This window comes from Streptomyces sp. NPDC015242, assembly GCF_043079125.1.
GTDB lineage: Bacteria > Actinomycetota > Actinomycetes > Streptomycetales > Streptomycetaceae > Streptomyces.
In genome coordinates this window covers 653946-673853 of record NZ_JBIBUF010000002.1, presented here as the reverse complement: position 1 = coordinate 673853, position 19908 = coordinate 653946, and the positions used below count along the sequence as shown (strand labels likewise).

17 protein-coding genes are annotated in these 19908 nt (G+C 73.2%); 9 read left to right on the top strand and 8 right to left on the bottom strand.

Annotation, left to right across the window (positions count from 1 at the left end):
• Nucleotides 1–5 precede the first annotated feature (5 nt).
• Nucleotides 6–1565 carry an SDR family oxidoreductase gene (locus ACF07N_RS08460; protein WP_392109874.1) on the bottom strand — a complete coding sequence of 520 codons (1560 nt, stop codon included), beginning with the start codon at nucleotides 1563–1565 and terminating at the stop codon, nucleotides 6–8.
• Nucleotides 1566–1664: 99 nt separating this feature from the next.
• Nucleotides 1665–3785, bottom strand: a complete 2121-nt coding sequence (locus ACF07N_RS08455) for an MMPL family transporter (RefSeq protein WP_392109871.1) — start codon at nucleotides 3783–3785, stop codon at nucleotides 1665–1667.
• Nucleotides 3786–3859: 74 nt separating this feature from the next.
• On the opposite strand from ACF07N_RS08455, the gene ACF07N_RS08450 reads away from it, so the two are divergent.
• Nucleotides 3860–4369, top strand: coding sequence for a MarR family winged helix-turn-helix transcriptional regulator (locus tag ACF07N_RS08450; RefSeq protein ID WP_392109868.1), 510 nt, complete (start codon nucleotides 3860–3862; stop codon nucleotides 4367–4369).
• 51 nt (nucleotides 4370–4420) lie between these two features.
• On the top strand, nucleotides 4421–4990 hold the full coding sequence (locus ACF07N_RS08445; protein WP_392109865.1) for a DUF4383 domain-containing protein: 570 nt from the start codon (nucleotides 4421–4423) through the stop codon (nucleotides 4988–4990).
• 64 nt (nucleotides 4991–5054) lie between these two features.
• Here the strand turns inward: ACF07N_RS08445 and ACF07N_RS08440 are convergent, their stop codons facing one another.
• Together ACF07N_RS08440 and ACF07N_RS08435 are read right to left on the bottom strand one after the other, a co-directional pair.
• Nucleotides 5055–6635 (bottom strand): S8 family serine peptidase, encoded by a 1581-nt coding sequence (locus ACF07N_RS08440; RefSeq protein ID WP_392109862.1) that lies wholly within the window; start codon nucleotides 6633–6635, stop codon nucleotides 5055–5057.
• 202 nt (nucleotides 6636–6837) lie between these two features.
• The gene (locus ACF07N_RS08435) at nucleotides 6838–7668 is read right to left on the bottom strand and encodes an oxidoreductase (RefSeq protein WP_383324266.1); all 831 of its coding nucleotides are present in this window, start codon (nucleotides 7666–7668) and stop codon (nucleotides 6838–6840) included.
• Nucleotides 7669–7754: 86 nt separating this feature from the next.
• Between ACF07N_RS08435 and ACF07N_RS08430 the strand changes: the two genes are divergently transcribed.
• The 7 genes from ACF07N_RS08430 to ACF07N_RS08400 all read left to right on the top strand — a co-directional run bounded on the left by ACF07N_RS08430 (nucleotide 7755) and on the right by ACF07N_RS08400 (nucleotide 15764).
• Complete coding sequence (locus ACF07N_RS08430; RefSeq protein WP_392109859.1) at nucleotides 7755–8774, top strand: LysR family transcriptional regulator; 1020 nt, start codon at nucleotides 7755–7757, stop codon at nucleotides 8772–8774.
• Between the two features lie 70 nt (nucleotides 8775–8844).
• Nucleotides 8845–10029: a DUF4190 domain-containing protein gene (locus ACF07N_RS08425; RefSeq protein WP_392109856.1), complete on the top strand. Its 1185-nt coding sequence runs from the start codon at nucleotides 8845–8847 to the stop codon at nucleotides 10027–10029.
• 147 nt (nucleotides 10030–10176) lie between these two features.
• Entirely contained in the window at nucleotides 10177–10929 is a 753-nt protein-coding gene (locus tag ACF07N_RS08420) for a GntR family transcriptional regulator (protein WP_383324257.1), read from the top strand.
• Between the two features lie 341 nt (nucleotides 10930–11270).
• On the top strand, nucleotides 11271–11462 hold the full coding sequence (locus ACF07N_RS08415) for an SPOR domain-containing protein (RefSeq protein WP_383324254.1): 192 nt from the start codon (nucleotides 11271–11273) through the stop codon (nucleotides 11460–11462).
• Nucleotides 11463–11838: 376 nt separating this feature from the next.
• A complete protein-coding gene (locus ACF07N_RS08410; protein WP_383337330.1) occupies nucleotides 11839–12273 on the top strand; it encodes a (deoxy)nucleoside triphosphate pyrophosphohydrolase in 435 nt (144 codons plus the stop codon).
• A 170-nt stretch (nucleotides 12274–12443) separates the two neighbouring features.
• Nucleotides 12444–12875: an ATP-binding protein gene (locus tag ACF07N_RS08405; protein WP_383394598.1), complete on the top strand. Its 432-nt coding sequence runs from the start codon at nucleotides 12444–12446 to the stop codon at nucleotides 12873–12875.
• A gap of 252 nt (nucleotides 12876–13127) precedes the next feature.
• Nucleotides 13128–15764, top strand: a complete 2637-nt coding sequence (locus ACF07N_RS08400) for a SpoIIE family protein phosphatase (protein WP_383324246.1) — start codon at nucleotides 13128–13130, stop codon at nucleotides 15762–15764.
• 171 nt (nucleotides 15765–15935) lie between these two features.
• On the opposite strand, the gene ACF07N_RS08395 is transcribed toward ACF07N_RS08400, so the two are convergent.
• From ACF07N_RS08395 to ACF07N_RS08380, 4 genes are read right to left on the bottom strand one after another with little or no spacing between them, the layout of a single operon-like run.
• The gene (locus ACF07N_RS08395; RefSeq protein WP_392109850.1) at nucleotides 15936–16712 is read right to left on the bottom strand and encodes a succinate dehydrogenase/fumarate reductase iron-sulfur subunit; all 777 of its coding nucleotides are present in this window, start codon (nucleotides 16710–16712) and stop codon (nucleotides 15936–15938) included.
• Nucleotides 16709–18649 (bottom strand): fumarate reductase/succinate dehydrogenase flavoprotein subunit, encoded by a 1941-nt coding sequence (locus tag ACF07N_RS08390; protein ID WP_392109847.1) that lies wholly within the window; start codon nucleotides 18647–18649, stop codon nucleotides 16709–16711. The genes ACF07N_RS08395 and ACF07N_RS08390 overlap by 4 nt, the downstream gene beginning before the upstream one ends.
• Before the next feature lie 16 nt (nucleotides 18650–18665).
• Nucleotides 18666–19502, bottom strand: a complete 837-nt coding sequence (locus ACF07N_RS08385; protein ID WP_392109844.1) for a hypothetical protein — start codon at nucleotides 19500–19502, stop codon at nucleotides 18666–18668.
• 54 nt (nucleotides 19503–19556) lie between these two features.
• Nucleotides 19557–19847 carry a hypothetical protein gene (locus ACF07N_RS08380; RefSeq protein ID WP_383324232.1) on the bottom strand — a complete coding sequence of 97 codons (291 nt, stop codon included), beginning with the start codon at nucleotides 19845–19847 and terminating at the stop codon, nucleotides 19557–19559.
• Nucleotides 19848–19908 lie beyond the last annotated feature (61 nt).

Genomic DNA, 19908 nt, shown 5'->3' with positions numbered 1-19908 from the left:
CGGGATCACGTCTGCCCGGTCCTTCGCGCGGCCCGGGCCCGCCGGACGCGCGCGGCGCGCGAGGCCCGGCGTCCGTGGGTGCCGTCGGCCGCCGCCTGGGCGATGTTGCGGGCCATGCCCCCGAACACCACCGCGTGGAACGGGGCGACGCTCCACCAGTAGGCGTGGCCCAGCAGGCCGCGCGGATGGAACAGGGCCCGCTGCCGGTAGCGGGTGCGGCCGTCGGCGCCGGTCTCGGCGTACATCTCCAGCCAGGCGAGGCCGGGCAGCCGCATCTCGGCGCGCAGCCGCAGCAGCCGGCCGGGCTCGATCTCCTCGACCCGCCAGAAGTCGAGCGAGTCGCCGACCCTGAGGTGCTGGGTGTCGCGCCGGCCGCGGCGCAGTCCGACCCCGCCGACGAACCGGTCGAGCCAGCCCCGCACCGCCCAGGCCAGGGGTGAGGAGTACCAGCCGTTCTCGCCCCCGATGCCCTCGATCACCCGCCACAGGGCCTCCCGGGAGGCGTCGACGGGACGTTCCCGTTCGTCCTGGTAGAGGCTGCCGCCCGCCCAGTCCGGGTCGGTGGGCAGCGGGTCGCTGGGGGCGCCGGGCACGGAGGCCGAGGACCAGCGGGTGGTGACCTCCGCTTCGCGGACCTTGCGCAGCGCCAGGTTCAGGGCCTCGTCGAACGGGACCGGCCGGCCCGGCAGGTCCGGCACGTACCGGGCGATGTCGTGCTCGCGGCACACGACCTCGTGCCGCAGCGACTCGGTCAGCGGCCGGGCGATCGAGGCGGGCACCGGCGTGACCAGGCCGACCCAGTGGCTGGACAGCCGCGGGGTGAGGACCGGGACCGGCACGATGAACCGCCGCCGCAGTCCGGCGACGGCCGCGTACTGCAGCATCATGTCCCGGTAGGTGAGGACGTCCGGCCCGCCGATGTCGAAGGCCCGGTCGACGTCGTCCGGCATGGTCGCCGAGCCGACGAGGTAGCGCAGCACGTCCCGGATCCCGATGGGCTGGGTGCGGGTGTGCACCCAGCTCGGGGTGACCATCACGGGCAGGCGTTCGGTGAGGTAGCGCAGCATCTCGAAGGACGCCGAGCCGGAGCCGATGACGACGGCCGCCCGCAGCACCGTGGCGGGCACCGGGGCGTCGAGGAAGATCTGCCCCACCTCGGCCCGGGACCGCAGGTGCGGCGAGAGGTCCTCCTCGGGCACGTGCTGCGGGGTGAGCCCGCCGAGGTACACGATCCGCTTCACCCCGGCGAGCCGCGCCTGCTCGGCGAAGACGCGGGCGGCCCGCCGGTCGGTCTCCTCGAACCCGGAGCCCGAGGTGAGGGCGTGCACCAGGTAGTAGGCCACGTCGATCCCGCGCATCGCGGCGGCGACCGACTCCGCGTCGGTGACGTCCCCGCGGACGGTCTCCGCCCGGCCCGCCCAGGGGTGGTCGCGGAGCTTGCCCGGCGAGCGGGCCAGGCACCGTACGCGGTGCCCGGCGTCGAGCAGTTCCGGCACCAGGCGCCCGCCGACGTAGCCGGACGCACCGGTGACCAGGCAGTGCAGCCCCTGCCCTTCCTCCGCCATGCTCTGCCTCCCGTCTCCGGCCGCGATCACGGCCGGCCCCTACAGGAGACTTCCCGACCGGCCCGCACGGCGGATGCACGGCACGGGACCCGGGGCCGTTCAGCCGGACGGAGCATCGGCCTCCGCCGCCCGCCGCACCGGCGCGCCGCGGCCGGCCAGGACGCTCGGCCACCACGCGCGCGGCCCGATGTCGATCATCAGCGCGGGCACCAGCAGGGAGCGCACCACGAGCGTGTCGAGCAGGACCCCGAAGGCGACGATGAAGGCGATCTGCACCAGGAACGCCAGCGGGATCACCATCAGGGCCGCGAACGTCGCGGCGAGCACCACGCCCGCCGAGGTGATCACCCCGCCGGTGGTGGTCAGCCCGCGCAGCACGCCCCGCCGGTTGCCGTGCACGAGTGCCTCCTCGCGCACCCGGGACATCAGGAAGATGTTGTAGTCGACGCCGAGCGCCACCAGGAACACGAAGCCGTACAGCGGCACCGACGCGTCCGTGCCGCTGAAGCCGAGCAGGTTCTCGAAGACGAGTGCCGAGACCCCGAGCGTCGCCAGGAAGTTGAGGCCCACGGTCGCGACCAGCAGCACCGGCACGAGCAGCGAGCGCAGCAGCACCATCAGGATCAGCAGGATGACGCCCAGCACGATCGGCACGATGACCGTGCGGTCCCGGGCGGCGGTCTGCTGGGTGTCGTACTGCTGCGCGGTGTACCCGCCGACCAGGGCGTCGGCCCCGGGGACCGCGTGCACCTCGGTGCGCAGCCGCTCCACGGTGTCCTTGGCCGCGTCGCTGTCCGCCGAGGCCTTCAGCGTGGCGTTGATCAGCACCCGCCCGTCGGCCACGAGCGGTTCCCCGCCCCCGGGCCGCCCGGACGCGGTGACGGCGGCCGCGCTCGCGACGCCCTCGGTGCCCTCGGCGGCCGCCGTCACCTCGGAGGCCCGGCCGGCGTCGGCGATGATCACGGCCGGGTTGCCCGAGCCGCCCGGGAAGTGCTCGCCGAGGGTGCGCTGCGCCGCCACCGAGGGCGCGTCGTTGACGAAGATCTCGTCCAGCGGCACGCCCTTGGAGGACAGCGAGGGCGAGAAGGCCGCGAACACGGCGAGGATCAGTGCCGTCACCACCCAGGTCCGGCGCGGCCGGCCGTCCACCAGCGCGGCGACCCGCCGCCACACGCCGCTGCCCTGCGCGGACTCGTCCGCCGCCTTCGGCCGGGACGGCCAGTACGCGGTGCGGCCCAGCAGCGCCAGCACGGCCGGCAGGAAGGTGAGCGTGGTGAGCACGGCGCAGACGATGCCGATCGCGCCGACCGGTCCGAGGGCCCGGTTGTTGGTCAGGTCGCTCGCGAGCAGGGCCAGCAGCCCGAGCGCCACCGTCGCGGCGCTGGCGGTGATGGCGCCGAAGGAGCGGCGCACCGCGGCCGTCGCCGCAGCGGCCCGGTCGCCGCGCACGGCGAGTTCCTCACGGAAGCGGGCGGCCAGCAGCAGGGCGTAGTCGGTGGCGGCGCCGATCACCAGGATCGACAGGATGCCCTGCACCTGGCCGTCGACCCGGACCACGTCTCGGTCGGCCAGCGCGTAGACCACGGCACAGGCCAGGCCCAGCGCGAAGACCGAGCTGAGGATGATCAGCAACGGCAGCAGCACGCTGCGGTAGACGAGCAGCAGGATGAGCAGCACGGCGCCGAGGGCCACGCCGAGCAGCAGTCCGTCGATGCCCGCGAAGGCGTCCGACAGGTCGGCCTGGCTGGCCGCGGGGCCGGCGATCTGCGCCTCGGCGCCCGGCACCTTCCCGGCCGCAGCCCGCACCGCTTCGAGGGCGGTGGGCAGCTCCTCGCCCAGGTCGGGTTCCAGCTGCACGACGGCCTGCATCGCCTCCCCGTCGTCCGAGAGCAGGGCGGGGGAGGGCCGGTCCACGACGCCGGGCTCACCGGCGAGCGCCGCCACGGCACGGGTGGCGTCCGCCCGCTGGTCCGCCGTCAGCCGCTCGCCGCCGGCCGTCCACACGACCACGGCGGGCAGCGTCTCGGACTGGTCGAAGGCCTCCCGGGCCCGGAGCACCTGTGTGGATTCGGCGCTGCGGGGCAGGAAGGCTGCCTGGTCGTTGGTGGCGACCTCGCCGAGCTTGCCCGCGTACGGGCCGAGCGTTCCGCCCACCCCCAGCCAGACGAGAAGGAGAGCGAGCGGCAGGAGCCGCCGGGCCCAACGCTGTGCGGTACTCATGCGCATCCCAAGCGGTAGACGAATTTACTCACTCATAAAGTATCTCAATCGTCGAGAGATACTAGGGTGGGGGGATGAGCGGTTCCGGTGTGCCCACGGCATCTCTTCCGGCGGACGACCCGACCGGGTTGCAGACCTTTGCCGTCCTGTTGCGCCGGATGAACAGCGAGTTCAACCGCATCGCCCAGGAGTTCGCCCAGGCGCAGGGCCTGCACGTGACCGACATGCAGGCGCTGATCGCGATCCTGGACGCCGACGCGGACCCCGAGGCGGAGGGTGAGCCCATGACGCCCGGCAGGCTGCGCAAGCGGCTCAACCTCACCTCCGGCGCCGTGACCGCCTGCCTCGACCGGCTGGAGCGGGCCGGGCACATCCGCAGGGTCCGCGACGCCGGCGACCGGCGCGTGGTGCACCTGCACTACGCGGAGGCGGCCCGGGGCCTGGCCCGGGACTACTTCCGGCCCCTGGCCCGCAGCACCGACGCGGCCCGCGGCCGCTTCACCCCCGAGGAGCTGGGGGTCGTCGTCCGCTTCCTCTCCGAGATGAACGGGGAGCTGGCCCTGCTGCGCCGGAACATCGACTGACGTCCTCTCGGCCGCCGCATCCGTTCCGGTCAAAACCGGCGAAACGGGTGCATGAAGCTACGAGACGAACTTCCGGTCGACCACCACCTGGCGACCGTGTACCGGTACGGCGCCGGCTTCTGCGGCCTGGTGCTCCTGGTGTTCGCGGCCCTCGGCTTCGCCGATGGCCTGGACCCCTTCCACACCTCGGGGGCGATCGCCGGCATGACCACCAACGTGGCGCTGAGCTGCATCTCCACCGTGGTCGGCCTGGCGCTGCTCCTGGGCGCCGCGATCGGCGGCAACTTCGCCTCCACCCTCAACATGACCGTCGGCACGCTGTTCGTCCTCAGCGGTTTCGCGCACATCTTCGTGCTCGACCGCCCGGCGAACATCCTGGACTTCGGCATGACGAACGTGATCTTCAGCTTCGTGATGGGGCTGGTCATCGCGACGTTCGGCATGTACGGCCGGGTCTCCAGCAAGCTCTCGCACGACAATCCGTACTGGCGGCGCAGGCACCCCGAGCAGGCGGCGCGGGCCCGTGCGGTGGCCGCCGTCCCGTCCGGGCCGCCCGAGGCCCGCGGGCTGACCGCGCGGACGGCCGCCGAGGGCACCGGCCGGCGGCGGCTGCTGGACTGACCCCCGCCGCCGGCCGGACGTGAACGGGGGCCGGACCGCCGACGGCCCGGCCCCCCGCGCTCCGTCAGAACTGGAGCGCCCAGGCGTCGATCCGCCCGGTGTCGAAGTCGGCGTTGTCACTGACCCGGAGCTTCCACGTGCCGTTCGCGGTCTCCGAGGAGGCGTTCACGGTGTACGTGGTGTCGATGTTGTCGGCGCTGCCGCCGGTGCCGTAGCCCTTCAGCGTGTAGGCCGTGCCGTCGGGCGCGACCAGCTGGACCTGGAGGTCGCCGATGTAGGTGTGCACGATGTGCACCTCGACGGCCAGGGCCGAGGGGGCGTTGCCGGAGACGCCGGAGACCGTCACCGGGGACTCGGCGGTGGCGTTGTCCGCGATGGCCTGGTCGGCGGTGTTCTCGAAGCGCGGTCCGGGCGGGGTGGTCGTGCCGCCGCCCACGTACAGCAGCCGGTTGGGTGAACCGGTGCCGGGGCTGGTGACGACGCCGGTGGTGGCGGCGGACGTCAGCGCGGTGGAGACCTGCGCGGGTGTGGCCGCGGGGTCGGCGGCCAGGTGCAGGGCGGCGGCCCCGGCGACGTGCGGGCTCGCCATGGACGTGCCGGAGATGGTGTTGGTCGCCGCGTCGCCCGTGCTCCACGCCGAGGTGATCGACGAGCCGGGGGCGAACAGGTCGAGTACCGAACCGTAGTTGGAGTAGCTCGCCTTGGCGTCGCTCGACGTGGTGGCACCGACCGTGACGGCCTCGGTGACCCGTGCGGGGGACCGCGTGGAGGCGTTGGTGGACTCGTTGCCGGCCGCGACGACGAAGGTGACGCCGGAGCCGATGGCGTTGCGCACGGCGGTGTCGATGGCGGTGTCGCCGGGGCCGCCGAGGGACATGTTCGCCACGGCCGGCTTGACCGCGTTGCGGGCGACCCAGTCGATGCCGGCGACCACCTGCGCGGTGGTGCCCTGGCCCGAGTTGTTCAGCACCCGCACCCCGACGACCCTGGCCTTCTTGGCGACGCCGTAGGCGCTGCCGGCGACGGTGCCGGCCACGTGCGTGCCGTGTCCGTGGCCGTCCTGGGCGGTGTTGTCGTTGTCGACGGCGTCGTAGCCGTAGGAAGCCCGGCCGCCGAAGTCGCCGTGCGTGATGCGCACGCCGGTGTCGATGACGTACGCGGTGACGCCCTCGCCCGCCGAGTCGGGGTAGGTGTACGAGCTGTTCAGCGGCAGGCTCTTCTGGTCGATGCGGTCCAGGCCCCACGAGGGCGGGGAGGGCTGCGTCGCGGTGATGGAGTAGGTCCGGTTCTGCACGACGGACGCGACGGCCGGGTCGGCGGCGAGACGTCGCGCCTCGGACGCGGAGGCTTCGACCTCGTAGCCGTTGAGGGCCTTGGTGTAGGTCCGCTCGATGGCGGCGCCGTGCTTGCGCGCGAGGGCGCGGCCCTCGGCGGAAGCGGCCTTCTCGGTTTTCAGGGTGACGATGTAGCTGTCCGCGACGGCGTTCGCGGCGCCCGCGTACTGGACGCGTCCCTCGGCGGCGGCCGGGGCCGCGCCGGCGGGGAGGGCGGAGACCAGGCTCGCGACGAGCGCCGCGGTGGCCGTCGCGCCGAACGCGGCCAGTCTTCGCCGGGTGGAGCTGTGGGGAGTACGCATCACTGCCATCTGAGGGGTCCTCCTCATCGGTGGTGCGCTGTGGGGTGTGGTGCACGCCCGGTGGAGCACCCTGGAGTCATGGTCATGTCAACCACGGGGTGACTCCTGTGCGTCAGCCGAAAGATTGAGGCCTCCACAGGAATTGCACAAGGGCCCTGCACCGGCCCGCAGGACCCTCGTGACGGACCGTCAGCGGACGGCGGGTGCGGAGTCAGTCGCCGAATCCCGTCCTCCGGGTCCGCTTCTCCCAGGCCAGCACCTCCTCGCGCACCCGGTCCAGATGCCCGAGCACCGCGCTGACGCCGTCGTCGCCGAGCGGCAGGCGCAGGGGTGTGGGGTCGGCCTCCAGCGCGGCGAGGATCAGGGAAGCGGCCTTGGCCGGGTCGCCCGGCTGGGTGCCGTCCCCGCCGGAGACGAAGCCGCGCGTCTCACTCACCTTGCCGTACACGCCGCTGTCCGCGCTGACGCCTGCCCGTTCCGCCTCGAACAGGCCGGTACGGAAGGCGCCCGGCTCGACGATCAGCACCTTGATCCCGAACTCGGCCACCTCGTCCGCGAGACCCTCCGACATCCCCTCCAGGGCGAACTTCGTCGCGCTGTACGCCGAGAAGCCCGCGAAGGACAACTGCCCGCCCATGCTGCTCATCTGCACGATCGCCCCCGAGCGCCGCTCGCGCAGGTGCGGCAGCACGGCCCGGGTCAGCGCGGCCGGGCCGAAGACGTGCACCTCGAACAGCGCCCGCAACTCCTCCTCGGTGGTCTCCTCGAACGCCCCGACGTGGGTACGGCCCGCGTTGTTGACCAGGACGTCGATCCGCCCGTGCCGCGCCACGACGTCCCGCACGGCGGCCTCGGCGGCGCCCGTGTCGGCGACGTCCAGGCGCAGCGCCTCCACCCGGTCGGGATGGGCGGCGACCAGGTCGTCCAGCGCCTCGGGACGCCGGACCGCGCCGACCACCACATCGCCCGCGGCGAGGGCCGCCTCGGCGATCGCCCGCCCGAACCCGCTGCTCGCGCCCGTGATGAGCCACACCCTGTTCATGACCGCTCCTCGTCTCGTCCCGCCCGTCGCGGCAACCACCCTCACACCGGCGGCAGTTGTCCGTCCAAGACTTTCGGTGATAACCGATGGGCATGACGAAGGACGTCCACGTGCGCGACCTGCGCTGCTTCCTGGCGGTGGCCGAGGACCTGCACTTCACCCGCGCCGCCGAGCGGCTCCACGTCTCCCAGCCCGCCCTGAGCAAGCAGATCCGCGCCCTGGAGCGGCAGTTGGGCGTCGAGCTGTTCCGTCGCGGCCGGCCCGGCGTGGCCCTCACCGACGCCGGTACGGCGCTGCTGCCGCACGCGCGCCAGGTGCTGGACGCGTGGCGGGAGGCGGCGGACGCGGTGGACGCCGTCCGGACGGGCCGGCGCGGCACGCTCGTCGTGGGCATGAGCACCAGCCCGGTCCGCGGCGGCCTGCTGCCCGCCGTCCGCTCCCGCTTCACCGCGGCGCACCCGGACGCCGCCCTGCGGCTGCGGCAGGTCGACTGGCAGGACCCGACCGCGGGTCTGGCCGACGGCACCGTGGACGTGGCGTTCGTCTGGCTGCCGCTGCCCGGCCCGGACCGCTACGCCTGGACGCTCGTCGCTCAGGAGCCGCTCATGGTCGCCCTCCCGGACACGCACCCGCTCGCGGCCCGCGAGGCGGTCGACTTCCCGGACCTGCTCGACGAGCCCTTCCTCGCGCTGCCCCCGAGCGCGGGTCCGCTGCGCGACTTCTGGCTCGCCCCGGAGTTCCGCGAGGGCCGCCCGCTCCGCGTCGGCGCCGAGGTCGCGGGCACGGAGGAGACGTACGAGGCCCTGGCCGCCGGCCTCGGCGTCTGCCTCATCGCCGAGGGCAACGTCCCCCTGCTCACCCTGGGCGGCGTGACGGCCCGTCCGGTACGGGGCCTGCCACCCGCCCGCTACGTCCTGGCCTGGCGCCGCGAGGACGGCGACCGGCCCCTGGTCCGCGCCTACGCCCGGGCCTGCCGGGAGGTGGCGGAGCGGGCCTGGCGGGCCGAGGCCCGCCAGGCCCGCGGGCCGAGGCCCGCTCCAGGAGCCCCGCCGGCACGGATCACCTCGGTGCCCGCCCCCCTCGACGGACATCTGCCGCCCTCCTGACCCCGCCGCTTACGATGCGCCCAGCCGTACGACGCACCCCGCCCGCCGACTCAGCCAGGAGCACCGACCCGTGTCGATACCCCCGCCCCCTGGGGCCCCGCAGCCTCAGGATCCGTACGGCCCGCAGCCCCGGGACCCCTACGCCCCGCCCCCCGCCGACCGGCCCTCCGCCCCCGGTGCGTACGGCACCGCCGGGATGCCGTACGGCACGGCCGGCACCCCGTACGGCACGCCGAAGTCCGTCAACGCCCTCGCCGTCGCCGCCCTCGTGCTCGGCGTGCTCTGCTTCATCCCCGCCCTGGGGCTGGTGCTGGGCCTGGTCGCGCTGTGGCAGATCAAACGGTCCGGGCAGAGCGGGCGGGGTCTGGCGATCGGCGGGGCGGTCCTGTCGTGCGCCGGGCTGGTGCTGTGGGCGGTGGTGCTGTCCACGGGGGCCGCGACCACGGCGTGGGAGGGCTTCAAGGACGGCGCGCAGGGCAACAAGAGCCTGTCGCTGGCCAAGGGCGACTGCTTCGACGCCCCCGGCGGCCTGGAGGGCGACACCTACGACGTCGACCCGGTCTCCTGCGCGGGCCGGCACGACGGCGAGGTGTTCGGCGTCGTCACGCTGCCCGGCGGCTCCTACCCGGGCGACGCCGCGATCACCGACGCCGCCGACGAGCGGTGCTTCGCCCTTCAGGACCAGTACGCCATGGACACCTGGGCGATGCCGGCCCACGTGGACGTGTACTACCTCATGCCCTCCCGGGACAGCTGGCGCTGGGGCGACCGCGTGATCACCTGCGTCTTCGGGCACACCGACGCCGGGACCGGACTGACCGGCTCGCTGCGCGGCGACCCGACCACGCTCGGCACCGACCAGGTCGTCTTCCTGTCCACGGCCAACGCCTTCGACGCGGCGCTGTACGAGGAGCCCGAGGACACCCCCGAGGACGACCTGGCCGCCCACCGGGCGTGGGCCACGCAGGTCCACGACGTGCTCGGTGACCAGATCGAGGCCCTGCGCGCCCACTCCTGGCCGTCCGGCGCCCGGCGGCCCGTCGCCGACCTGGTCGAGGACATGGAGGACGCGCGGGAGGAGTGGGCCCGGGCGAGCGAGGCCCCCGACGCGGACACCTACCTGGCGCACTACGACGAGGCGTACGCCTTCGTCGACGGCCCGGCGACCGTCACGGCGCGCAAGGCCCTCGGCCTGGCCTCGACCCCGCCGGCCTACGACGAGGACGAGGGCGGTGCCTCCGAAGCGCAGGTGTGACGGCCGCTATACCGGGGAGAAAGTGCCTGCGTAAAGCCCCCGGGGCCACCATGTCATCACATCGAGTGATTCTCTGGCCTTTGCTTGCACGGCACAACCTACGGTTGCCACGCTGTTGCTGTCTGTACAACCTGATGGGAGCGGCCAGTGACATTCGGTGAGCAGCCGGCGTACTTGCGTGTCGCGGGTGATCTCCGCAGGAAGATCGTCGACGGTCAGCTCCCCCCGCACACCAGGCTCCCCTCCCAGGCCAGGATCCGCCAGGAGTACGGCGTCTCGGACACGGTCGCGCTGGAGGCCCGCAAGGTGCTCATGGCGGAGGGGCTGGTCGAGGGCCGCTCCGGTTCGGGGACGTACGTGCGCGAGCGGCCCGTGCCCCGGCGCATCTCCCGCTCCGGCTACCGCCCGACCGGCGGGGCGACGCCGTTCCGCCAGGAGCAGGCCGACGGCGAGGGCCGCGGCACCTGGGAGTCCAGCAGCCGGCAGTCCGAGGCGAGTGTCGCGGTCGCCGAGCGGCTGGGCATCGAGCCGGGCGACCGGGTGATGTGCACCCGGTACCTCTACCGCGAGAGCGGCGAGGCGATGATGCTCTCCACGTCCTGGGAGCCGCTGGCGGTGACGGGCCGTACGCCGGTGATGCTGCCGGAGGAGGGCCCGCTCGGCGGCATGGGGGTCGTCGAGCGCATGCGCGCGATCGACGTGATCGTGGACAACGTCACGGAGGAGGTCGGCGCCCGCCCCGGCCTCGCCGAGGAGCTGCTGGCGCTCGGAGGCGTCCCGGGCCACGTGGTCCTGGTCATCCAGCGCACGTTCTACGCCTCGGGCCGCCCCGTCGAGACGGCCGACGTGGTCATCCCGGCCGACCGGTACCGGGTCGCCTACCACCTTCCGGTCAAGTAGCGCACGCTCACATCCGCCCCGCGGCGCGCTCCCCGCGCGCCCCGCTCACACGACGACCGTCACGGCCGTCCCCCGCCCGAGTGGTGCGCGACCCGCGGGCGGTGCCCGTCCTCGCAGGTCGACCGCCGTGTATGAGGTATGCCCGCGAACGGGTGCACCGAGGTACCCGGACGGCGCGTTCGTCGGCGTGCGCCCCCTGCGTACTGGCCGGTTGCGTACCTCTTCGTGAAAACCCGTATTCGCTGCGTGAAGGTTAGGCGTACGCTCGGGCATATGCGCATTGCGGTTTCCTTAGCGGGTGGGGCTCGGTACAGGCCGCGGGCGGGAAGTGGAGGGGCGCGATGAACGACAGCACGGTCACTCTTCCCTGGCTCGTGATACGCCAGGACGACAACGGCAATCGCTACCGCGTCGGGCGGTACGCGACCCGAGCCGAGGCCCAGAAGATCGCGGACAGCCTCGACGGCCGCGGCCACAAACAGCTCTACTGGGTCGAGCGCCTGAGCCAGAGCGGGACGTCCGTCCGCGACTGACCCGGCCCCGCGCCGCCCCGACGCACTCCGGCCCTCGCACACGGTCCCCCCGACCGGGACCAACACCCTGATTCACCGGCCTCGCGCGCAGGGCCGGGCGGCAGGGGCTCGCACGTGGGGCGGGCGTCGCGAGGAACGGGCCACCGGCTCACCCGGCGTCAGTCCCCCGACCGTAACCGGCCGGGCGGCCAGCGAGGCGGGGCCGGACGCGTGCGCGACCGCCCCGGCGCGGCAACGATCGGGCGACGGGCCCGGGGGGCCGAGTCCGCGCGTGCTCGGCTCGGCACGGGCCCGGCGGTGCGGCCGATCCCGTGACCCCCCATCGCCCCGCGCCCGGCCGGACCGGTGCCGCCGCGGGCTCCCGTAGGCTCCCGGCATGACTCAGCACATCGTCGTCGTGGGTGCCGCGCTGATCGACGGCGGGCGGCTGCTGGCCGCCCGCCGCAGCGCGCCCGTCGAGCTGGCCGGGCGCTGGGAGTTGCCCGGAGGCAAGGTGGAACCGGGGGAACCGGCCGAGGCGGCGCTCGTGCGCGAACTGCGCGAGGAACTCGGCGTCCACGCCGAGACCGGCGAGCGTGTCCCGGGGGAGTGGCCCCTGCGGCCGCCGTACGTCCTGCGCGTGTGGACCGCGCGGCTGCGGCCCGGTTCCCCCGCCCCGGAACCCCTGGAGGACCACGACGAGCTGCGCTGGCTCGGGCCGGACGAGATCTGGGACGTGGACTGGCTCGACCAGGACGTCCCGGCGGTCCGTCAGACCCTCGCGCACCTCGGCCGCCTCGCCTCCGGCGCGCGGGAGATGCCCGGCGCCTGACGCCGCCCGTCACCTGACGCCGCCCGGCGCTCGAGGCCGGCCGGGGGCGTGCGGTGCGGGGTGAGTGCACCCGCGGCGCCGTGTACGCCTTTCGTGCCACAGTGCGCCGCACCGCGCGGTACTCCGCCCTGGATATCGGGTATGTGCCCATTAACCCCATGAAAGCGGACATGGGTGGGCCTGCCGGCAGGGAAGTGATCGGCGTGATCGACACCGAGGGCGACCGCGCCGAGTGGACCTTCCCCGCCGCGCCCGACGCCGTGCGCACCGCCCGGCAGGCCGTCCGGGCCCGGCTGCGCGGCTGGGAGCTGGACAGCCTCGCCGACCTCGCGGCCCTGCTCGTCAGCGAGTTGGTCACCAACGCCCTGCGGCACGCCACCGGCCCCATCGGAGTCCGCCTGGTCCGTCCCTCCGGCCTGGACGGCGTGCTGCTGGTCGAGGTGTCCGACCCGCTGCCGGACCCGCCCCGCGAGCGGGCCGCCCGGCCCGAGGACGAGAGCGGCCGAGGCCTGCAACTGGTGGCCTCGTCCTCCCGCCGCTGGGGCACCCGGCCCGGCGGCGAGGGCAAGACCGTGTGGTTCGAACTGGCGGTGCCGGAGTGAAAAAACGGTGTACGTACCCGGTACCGCTGTAGAGCGAATGGTTCAGGCCAGTGGCGGTTGTCGGCGCGAGGGATTCGACGACGTGTCCCCTGGTTAGAAGACTGGAAGTGTTCTCACGGTCCGGACCGAAAACCATCGGGACCGTGCTGTGATCGTGAACACCGTGTTGTGCGGCACCGTAGTGCTGGATACTGCGGGCAGCCGCCCCTGGTGACCGGTGCCGGGCGCGGTGAGCTGGAGGGGACGGTTCGCGTGAGCGAGATACCAGCGAAGGCCACGGAGTCCGAGGACCCGTCGGAGGGCGCGAGGGCGAGGGCCGCGGACGGCCCGGCCTCCGCGGTCCCGGGCGCGCTCGCGGCCGACGGGGTCCCGGCCGGGGACGCCATGTGGCAGAGCAGCCCCCCCGGATCCATCTACGACTACATCAAGGTCGCGTCCTTCTCCATCGGCCCGGACGGGCTGGTCGACCAGTGGAGCCTGCGCGCCGAGCACCTCTTCGGCATCCCCGCCGCGCGCGCCGTCGGCATGGACCCGATCGCCGCTTTCGTCGACCCGCACCTGCGCGAGCGCGGCACCCGCAAGATGGCCGAGATCCTCGACGGCCGAGAGTGGACCGGCGTGGTGCCCTTCCGGATGCCGAAGGACGCCGACGGGGAGTGCGGGCACGAGGGCCTCGCCGAGGTGTACGTCATGCCGACGCGCACCGATGCCGGCGAGAAGGCCGCCGTCTGCATCGTCGTCGACGTCCGCACCCTGCGCAGCATCGAGACCGACCTGGCCGCCTCGCAGGCCATTTTCGGTCAATCCCCGTTCGGCTTCCTGCTGATCGACCCGGACCTGCGGGTCCGCCGCGCCAACCAGCGGTTCGCCTCCATCTTCGGCGGCACGCCCGACGAGCACCGCGGCAAGGGGGTCCACGACTACCTCCAGCGCGGTGAGGCCGAGCGGGTCGCCGCCACCATGCGCCGTGTGCTGGAGACCGGCAACTCCATCACCGACATGCACGTCACGGGCTTCGTGCCGGGCTCCGACGAGCGCCGCCACTGGTCCGTCAACCTGTACCGGGTGAACAGCGGTTCGGGCCGGCCCATCGGGATCGCCTGGCTCGGCATCGACATCACCGCGCGCCGCGCCGCCGCCCGCGAGGCCGCCGCCGCCCGCCGCAACCTCGCCCTGCTGAACGAGGCCGGCGCCCGCATCGGCAACTCCCTCGACCTGGAGACCACCGCCCGCCAGCTCCTCGACGTCGTCGTCCCAGGCTTCTGCGACCTGGCCACCGTCGACCTCTACCAGGGCCTGCTGGCCGGTGACGAGACCCCGCCCGGGCTCGCCGACGGCAGCGCGGAGTTGCGGCGCGTGGCGTTCGCCAGCGCCGTCTCCGACGCCCCGTTCGCCGGTTCCGGCGTGCCCGTCTCGGTCGGCGCCGTCCACCACTACCCGTTCAACTCGCCCTGCGCGGACGCCCTGCGCACCGCCCGTCCGCAGGCCGTTCCCCCCGAGGACGGCGGGCTCGTGCAGTCCACGCTCGCCGTGCCGATGGTCGCCCACGACACCGTCGTCGGGCTGGTGCAGTTCGCCCGCGCCAAGGGCAGCGAGCCCTTCGGCGACCGGGACCGGGACCTCGCGGTCGAACTCGCCGCGCGCGCGGCCGTCTGCATCGACAACGCCCGCCTCTACCGGCGCGAGCACGAACGCGCGCTGATACTGCAACGGTCCCTGCTCCCGCCCGGCGACCCGGAGGCCTCCGGCCTGGACATCGCCTGCCGCTACCTGCCCGGCAACGCCAACACCGGCCGGCCCAGCGAGGTCGGCGGCGACTGGTTCGACGTCATCGAACTCCCCGGGCACCGCACCGCGCTCGTCGTCGGCGACGTCATGGGCCGCGGCCTGCGCGCCGCCGTCGCCATGGGCGAACTGCGCACCGCCGTTCGGACACTGGCCCAGCTCGACCTCGAACCGGCGGAGGTGCTCTCCCAGCTGGACGAGATCGCCCGCAACCTCGGCGCACCCGGCGGCGTCCAGCAGGCGACCCGGGCGGCCCGGCGCCCCCGGGAGGCGGACCTGTCGGAGGTCTACCTCGCCACCTGCGTGTACGCCGTCTACGACTCCGTCACCCGGCGCTGCACGTTCGCCAACGCGGGCCATCTGCCGCCCGTCCTGGTCGAACCGGGCGAGGCCGCCCTGATGCTGGACGTGCCGCCGGGCATGCCGCTCGGCGTCGGCGGCGAGCCCTTCGAGGAGGTCGAGGTCGAACTGCCCGAGGGAGCCCTGCTCGCGCTGTACACGGACGGTCTGGTCGAGAGCCGCGACCATCCGCTGGACGAGGGCCTCCAGGCCTTCGTCAGCGCCCTCGCCGACCCCACCCAGCCGCTGGAGGACGTCTGCGACCACGTCCTCAACACCCTGGACACGCACCACGGCGAGGACGACATCGCGCTGCTGATGGCACGTGTCCAGGGCCTGCCCACCGAGTCGGTCGGCGACTGGACCCTGCCGCGCGAACCGCGCAGCGTGGGCCGGGCCCGGGAGTACGCGCGCGCCCAGCTGCTCAGCTGGGACATGGAGCCCCTCGTCGACACCACGGAGCTGCTCGTCAGCGAACTGGTCACGAACGCCCTGCGCTACGGCGAGGGCGAGATCCGGCTCCGCCTGCTGCTGGACCGCACCCTGGTCTGCGAGGTGTGGGACTCCGGCCTGGTCCAGCCGCGCCGCCGCCGGGCCCGCGACACGGACGAGGGCGGACGCGGCCTCCAGCTCGTCGGCCTCCTCAGCGCCGCCTGGGGCTCACGCCGTACACCCCGCGGCAAGACCGTCTGGTTCGAACTCCCGCTCCCGGACGGCGGGAACGGCCTGCCGGATCCGGCGGAGGCGCTGCTGAGCCTGTTCTGACCGCGATCGGGCACCCCCGGGCCGGCACACCCGCCGCGGAGGACACCTCACGGGACGCTCCCGCCTCCGAGGACACCCCTGGGGGCGCTCCCGACCTCCGGCAGCGGCCCGGGAAGACGGCACCCGCACACCGTCCGGGGCCTGCTCGCTGAGGACCGGGTCAGGCGGTGATCAGCCCGCCGACGAGCGTCGCCTGATCTTCGAGCCCAGCCAGACCAGGGGGTCGTACTTGCGGTCGACCGCCCGTTCCTTCAGCGGGATCAGGGCGTTGTCCGTGATCTTGATGCCCTCGGGGCAGACCTCCGTGCAGCACTTGGTGATGTTGCAGTAGCCCAGGCCGTGTTCGTCCTGGGCGGTGGACTTGCGGTCCAGGCCCGCCTCTTCCGCCGCGTCCAGCGGATGCATGTCCAGCTCCGCGACCCGCATGAGGAAGCGGGGGCCGGCGAACGCCTGCTTGTTCTCCTCGTGGTCGCGGACCACATGGCAGGTGTCCTGGCACAGGAAGCACTCGATGCACTTGCGGAACTCCTGTGGCCGGTCCACGTCCTCCTGCATCATGCGGTACTCGCCCGGGGCGAGCCCGGCCGGCGGCACGAAGGCCGGGACCTCCCGTGCCTTGCGGTAGTTGAAGCCGACGTCCGTGACGAGGTCCCGGATCACCGGGAAGGCGCGCAGCGGCGTGACCGTGATCGTGTCCTGTCGGCCGAACACCGACATGCGCGTCATGCACATCAGCCGCGGCCGGCCGTTGATCTCCGCCGAGCACGAACCGCACTTGCCGGCCTTGCAGTTCCAGCGCACGGCGAGATCGGGCGCCTGGGTGGCCTGGAGCCGGTGGATGATGTCGAGCACCACCTCGCCCTCGTTGACCTCGACCTCGAAGTCCTCCAGGCCGCCGCCGCTCACGTCCCCGCGCCACACCTTGAAGTGGGCCGCATAGCCGCTCATTCGTACAGCTCCTCTTCGGCGAGGTACTTGACCAGCTCCTCCTTGTCGAACAAGGCGAGCAGGTCGGCACGGACGGGTTCGGTGGTCTCGCGGGTGAGCGTGATCCGGCCGCGGGCCGGGTCCGTCGCCGCGGGTTCGCCCGCCGGGTCGGCGAGCGCGCACAGCAGGTTGATCCGCCGCCACTTGCGGTCCATCGACGGGTGGTCCTCGCGCGTGTGCCCGCCGCGCGACTCGGTGCGCTCCAGCGCGGCCCGCGCCACACACTCGCTGACCAGCAGCATGTTCCGCAGGTCCAGGGCGAGGTGCCAGCCCGGATTGAACTGCCGGTGCCCCTCGACCCCGGCCCGCCGCGCCCGCACCCGCAGCTCGGCCAGCTTCTCCAGGGCCTGCTTCATCTCCGTCTCGCGGCGGATGATGCCCACCAGGTCGTTCATGGTCTGCTGCAACTCCTGGTGCAGCGTGTACGGGTTCTCCGGCGGGCCCCCGGCCGGCTCGCCCGTCTCCGCCTCCGCCGAGAAGGGCCGCAGCGCCTCGGCCGCGGCGGCGTCGACCTGCTCGTCGTCGACGGCCGGGCGCGCCCCGGCCTGTCCCGCCGCGTACTCGGCCGCGTGCCAGCCCGCCCGGCGCCCGAACACCAGCAGGTCGGACAGCGAGTTGCCGCCGAGCCGGTTGGAGCCGTGCATGCCGCCGGCGACCTCACCGGCCGCGTACAGCCCGGGCACCCCGCGTGCCGCCGCCGTGTCGGACTCGACCGCGATCCCGCCCATCACGTAGTGGCAGGTGGGCCCGACCTCCATCGCCTCCGCCGTGATGTCGACGTCCGCCAGCTCCTTGAACTGGTGGTACATCGACGGCAGCCGCCGCTTGATCACCTCGGCGGGCATCCGCGTCGACACGTCGAGGAACACGCCCCCGTGCGGGGAGCCGCGCCCCTCCTTGACCTCGGAGTTGATCGCCCGGGCGACCTCGTCGCGGGGGAGCAGCTCGGGGGGACGCCGGTTGTGGTCCGGGTCGTCGTACCAGCGGTCGGCCTCCTCCTCCGACTCGGCGTACTTGTCCTTGAAGACGTCCGGGACGTAGTCGAACATGAACCGCTTGCCGTCGGAGTTGCGCAGCACCCCGCCGTCGCCGCGCACCGACTCGGTGACGAGGATGCCCTTCACCGACGGCGGCCAGACCATGCCGGTCGGGTGGAACTGCACGAACTCCATGTTGAGCAGCGGGGCGCCCGCGAGCAGGGCCAGCGCGTGGCCGTCGCCGGTGTACTCCCAGGAGTTCGACGTCACCTTGAAGGACTTGCCGATGCCGCCGGTCGCGATCACCACGGCCGGCGCCTCCAGCACGAAGAAGCGCCCCGACTCGCGCTCGTAGCCGAAGACACCGCCGACGCGTCCGTCCGCCTTCAGCACCCGTGTGACCGTGCACTCCTGGAAGACCTTCAGCCGGGACTCGTAGTCGCCGGTCTCCCGGAAGTCCTCCTGCTGGAGGGAGACGATCTTCTGCTGGAGGGTGCGGATCAGCTCCAGGCCCGTGCGGTCGCCGACGTGGGCCAGCCGCGGGTACTCGTGGCCGCCGAAGTTGCGCTGGGAGATCCGGCCGTCCTCGGTGCGGTCGAACAGCGCCCCCCAGGTCTCCAGCTCCCACACCCGCTGCGGCGCCTCCTGCGCGTGCAGCTCGGCCATCCGCCACTGGTTGAGGAACTTGCCGCCGCGCAGGGTGTCGCGGAAGTGGACCCGCCAGTTGTCGTTCTCGTTCGCGTTGGCCATCGCCGCCGCGATGCCGCCCTCGGCCATCACCGTGTGCGCCTTGCCGAACAGCGACTTGCAGATCACGGCCGTACGGGCGCCCCGCTCACGGGCCTCGATGGCGGCGCGCAGCCCGGCACCGCCCGCGCCCACCACGACGACGTCCCACTCCTGCCGGTCGACCACGGACATCAGAACGCCTCACTCATCAGAAGAATCGCGGATCGTCGAAGGCACCGGACGCGAGCAGGTAGACGTAGAGGTCGGCGAGCGCCACGCTCACCAGGGACGCCCAGGCGAGCTGCATGTGCCGGGCGTTGAGCTTCCCCGCCCACTGCCACATCCGGTAGCGCACGGGATGCCGGGAGAAGTGCTTGAGCTTGCCGCCGACGATGTGCCGGCAGGAGTGGCAGGAGAGGGTGTACGCCCAGATCAGCACGATGTTGACCAGGAACACCAGGGTGCCGAGGCCCATGTGGCCCCACGCGTAGTGCTCGTCGCGGAAGGCGAGCACGGTGTCGTAGGTGAGGATCCCCGCGACGGGGATCGCCGCGTAGAAGAAGTACCGGTGGACGTTCTGCAGGATCAGCGGGAAGCGGGTCTCGCCGGTGTACTTCTTGTGCGGCTCGGCCACCGCGCAGGCCGGCGGGGACGCCCAGAAGCCCTGGTAGTACGCCTTGCGGTAGTAGTAGCAGGTGAGCCGGAAGCCCAGCGGGAAGATCAGGATGATGATCGCGGGCGAGATGCCCCACCAGCTGCCGAACAGGTCCCCGTTGGGGCCGGCCCGCATCGGCTCGCAGTTCTCCGCCAGGCACGGGGAGTAGAAGGGCGAGACGTACGGCGCCGCGTAGTAGTCGGCGTTCGCGAAGGCCCGCCAGGTCGAGTAGACGATGAAGGCCAGCAGGCCGGCGGCCGTGCCGGCCGGGGCCAGCCACCAGCGGTCGGTGCGCAGGTGCGGGGCGGCGATCGCGGCGCGCGTACCCGCCCGTACGCCGCCGCTGCCGGGAAGGGGTTCGGTGGCGGGGGGTTCCGTACCAGTGGCCACGTGACGACTCCGGTCGGTTGCGGGGGAGGTGCCGGTCGCTCCACGCCCTCCCGGTCAGGGAGCGCGCCGGTCCCGGGCGCCTAGCCCCTCGTCGTCGGAGTCGATCCACAGGGACGGGTCGTACGGCGCGTCCGAGATGGTGACGAGCTCGGGGCGCTTCGGCGCGGCCTGGGAGGCGGCTGCCTCACGCAGCAGGGCGAGGCTCTCACGCAGGTGGTTGGCGTCGGCCCGGACGCGGCGTACCTCCAGGCCGCCGGTGCCGAGCTGCTTCTCCAGGCGCCCCAGCGACCGCAGCAGGTCGTCGAGGCAGCGCTGGACCGAGGTCAGTTCGTCGTGAACGGACATGACTTGCCCTCACTTCCACGGGTCCTTCGAGGCCCAAGGCGGCAGCGTTCATGCGCCTGCG